This window comes from Nitrospinota bacterium (assembly GCA_035528715.1).
Lineage (GTDB): Bacteria > JADFOP01 > JADFOP01 > DATKYB01 > DATKYB01 > DATKYB01.
Genome location: DATKYB010000117.1, coordinates 1 through 2,771 on the forward strand (window position 1 = coordinate 1; position 2,771 = coordinate 2,771).

General features: G+C 35.9%; 4 protein-coding genes. 2 read left to right on the forward strand and 2 right to left on the reverse strand.

What is annotated here, in order from left to right; all coding sequences use genetic code 11:
- Together VMW81_08425 and VMW81_08430 are read right to left on the reverse strand one after the other, a co-directional pair.
- A partial coding sequence (locus tag VMW81_08425; GenBank protein ID HUU50970.1) for a PD-(D/E)XK nuclease family protein occupies nt 1-515 on the reverse strand: 515 nt, incomplete at its 3' end.
- Nucleotides 496-870 carry a hypothetical protein gene (locus VMW81_08430; protein ID HUU50971.1) on the reverse strand — a complete coding sequence of 125 codons (375 nt, stop codon included), beginning with the start codon at nt 868-870 and terminating at the stop codon, nt 496-498. The genes VMW81_08430 and VMW81_08425, both read right to left, overlap by 20 nt.
- Before the next feature lie 144 nt (nt 871-1,014).
- Between VMW81_08430 and VMW81_08435 the strand changes: the two genes are divergently transcribed.
- Both VMW81_08435 and VMW81_08440 read left to right on the forward strand, forming a co-directional pair.
- On the forward strand, nt 1,015-2,340 hold the full coding sequence (locus VMW81_08435; protein HUU50972.1) for a type IV secretion system DNA-binding domain-containing protein: 1,326 nt from the start codon (nt 1,015-1,017) through the stop codon (nt 2,338-2,340).
- A gap of 157 nt (nt 2,341-2,497) precedes the next feature.
- A partial coding sequence (locus VMW81_08440) for a PH domain-containing protein (GenBank protein ID HUU50973.1) occupies nt 2,498-2,771 on the forward strand: 274 nt, incomplete at its 3' end.

Here is a 2,771-nt window from a genome sequence, read left to right on the forward strand (position 1 = left end):
GCAGTAAGCTGGAGGTTATCATCAACATTTTTCTGAGTAAAAGTCTGATTTGAAGTTTTAAACTCAACTATTGTGTCATCCTTCTCGATAAGGTCGATAAAACCTTCAAGGTTTAATCCAAGACGATCTCCGTTTGAGGGATTAACCAAGGGAACGACAAAAGGAATCTCGCTGTCAGCTACTCCATTATGTTCTTGATGGAAATAAAGGGCTAGGATCTCCTTTGCTATAAACACTAACTTCGCCTCATTCTCACCGCTTTTGTATCGTATCTCAGAATCTGCCCTCTGACTGTACCAGTCTACATCAAAAAGCCGTAAAAAATCCTCCAGAGTCACCTCGTTTCCTTTTTTTCTCTCTTTGTGAAACCAAGATAGAGTAGAATGAATAGCACTTCCAAAAGCAAGCCCTGACGGTTTAAATGGCACTGGAATTTTATCAATGTAGCGAAACCTGTATTTAAGGCTGCACTGAAGGTAGAGATTCATCTGGCTGCTAGAAAGGTGTTCTATCATCCTTTCCTCCCTTGCTCTCTTCAAGTAATTTCTCGATAGCGTTGCTCGCCTCAACCTTGGTTACATCTTTTAAAGAATCCACTTGAAAGAGCTCCTTTAATTTTTCATGAGCCTCATCTGCTTCTAATCCATTTCCAGCCAAGATTCTAAATAGATATCTCTTTTGAGCGTCTGTCATCAGATCATCATTTTTAGAGCTTTCTTTCTGACTTTTTTCTTTTTTCACATCTGTTTTCTCGTTTAACGAAGCCTCTAGGTTATCCTCTGAAGGAATCTCCTTTTCGTAAAGATAGAGACTCAAAATAACCTTTCCCTCATTAGTCCTTAATTCGATACACTTAACCTTATTTTTCATTCTTTTCCTCCATATTTATTAGATTTTAAGGTTCTACTTTCAGCTTAGCTTATAGATGAGTTCTAACAAGAGAGGATAATTTGCTTCAAAGGGCAGTTTTTACTGTCTTTTTATTTAATTATTGGGGATTTATTATTGAGATATATGAAAGAAGAATTAGGCAGCGACAAAAATCCAATCACTCCCTTTGCGATTACAGATTATCGGGATATTAAGAAGCGATTCGGAATCAAAGAAAGGAATCGAAGAGGTCATATGTATATCATTGGAAAGACCGGTACCGGAAAATCCACACTAATAAAGAATATGGCTGTCTCAGATATCAGGAGTGGAAATGGTACAGCTTTAATAGATCCTCACGGAGATTTGGCAGAAGATGTTTTGAATTTTATTCCCAAGAAAAGAATAAAAGATGTCATCTATTTCAATCCTGGGGATTTGGAATTCCCGATAGCCTTTAATCCCCTAGAAAAAGTTCATCCCGATTACTATCATCTTGTTGTATCTGGTATTATCTCGGTATTCAAAAAAATATGGTCAGAATTCTGGGGCCCACGACTAGAACATATCTTAAGACATTCAATTTTTACACTTCTGGAATATCAAAGAGGTACACTTCTGGATATACCAAGACTTTTAACTCATAAAGAATTCAGAACAAAAGTGTTAATGAATGTCATTAATCCTCAAGTCAGAGAATTCTGGTTTTATGAGTTTGAAAAATATTCTGCCTGGCTCAGATCTGAGGCTATATCTCCGATTCTTAATAAAATTGGTCAGTTTCTAACCAGCTTGCCTCTAAGAAATATTGTTGGACAGAAAGAAAATACTTTTAATCTAAGAAAGGTTATGGATAAAGGAAAGATATTGATCGTTAATCTTGCCAAAGGAAAGATCGGAGAAGAAAATTGTTCCCTTTTAGGAGCGATGATAGTAACAAAGATTCAATTAGCTGCTTTAAGCAGGGCGAATTTGAAAGAAAATAAGAGAATACCATTTTACCTTTATGTGGATGAGATCCATAATTTTCTTACTCTTTCCTTTGCTGACATCTTGTCTGAAGCCAGGAAATATGGATTAAATCTAATTCTTGCTCATCAGTATATAGAACAGCTTGATGAAAAAATAAAGGCGGCTATTCTTGGAAATGCAGGTACAATCATATCTTTCAGAGTAGGAGTCGAGGATGCTGAATGTTTAGCGAAAGAATTTTCTCCTGTTTTTGATGAGTGTGATCTGGTCAATCTTTCCAACCATCATATATATCTCAAATTAATGATAGATGGAAAAACCTCTCGGCCTTTTAGCGCTATCACCTTAGCTTCGCCTAAAATAAAAATCTCTTATAAAAGAGATATTATTGATCACTCAAGAAAAATATATACCAAGCCAAGGAAACAAGTTGAAAGAGAAATAATTTATAAAGCTCCTCCTTCCTCTAATACTTATGACCAAAGGCTTCCAATCTAATCCTTCAATATATCTACTTCCCGATGAAAAAATTATCTTTAAAACCAATCCCCATTGGCTATTTATTGTTATTCCCGTTGTTGTGATATTCCTTTTCTGGATAATCTATCTTCTTTTTGTCTGCTCATTTATAGGAGCTGTACTTTTAGATGAGTTTGTGAATTTTTGCATCCTCATAAGTTCTTTTACTTCTGTCTTTCTGATAGCAGTCTTTTATCTCGCTTGGAAATTTAATCGGCTCCACCTCACAAATTTGAGGCTAATAAAGGAAAGAGGAATCATCGGTAAACGTTTTATGTCTATCATGCTTGATAATATAGAGAATATTACTTGCAGCTTTGGGATTTGGGGCAGGATATTTGGATTTGGAAATTTAATTATCGAGTCAGCAGGAACCTCTGGGAAGATGGTCTTTGAGGGATTACCCTTGC

Bases quoted from the DNA above. Each gene is read 5' to 3' on its own strand.
- VMW81_08430 (HUU50971.1), bottom strand. From the start codon at position 870: ATGAAAAATAAGGTTAAGTGTATCGAATTAAGGACTAATGAGGGAAAG.
- VMW81_08435 (HUU50972.1), top strand. From the start codon at position 1,015: ATGAAAGAAGAATTAGGCAGCGACAAAAATCCAATCACTCCCTTTGCG.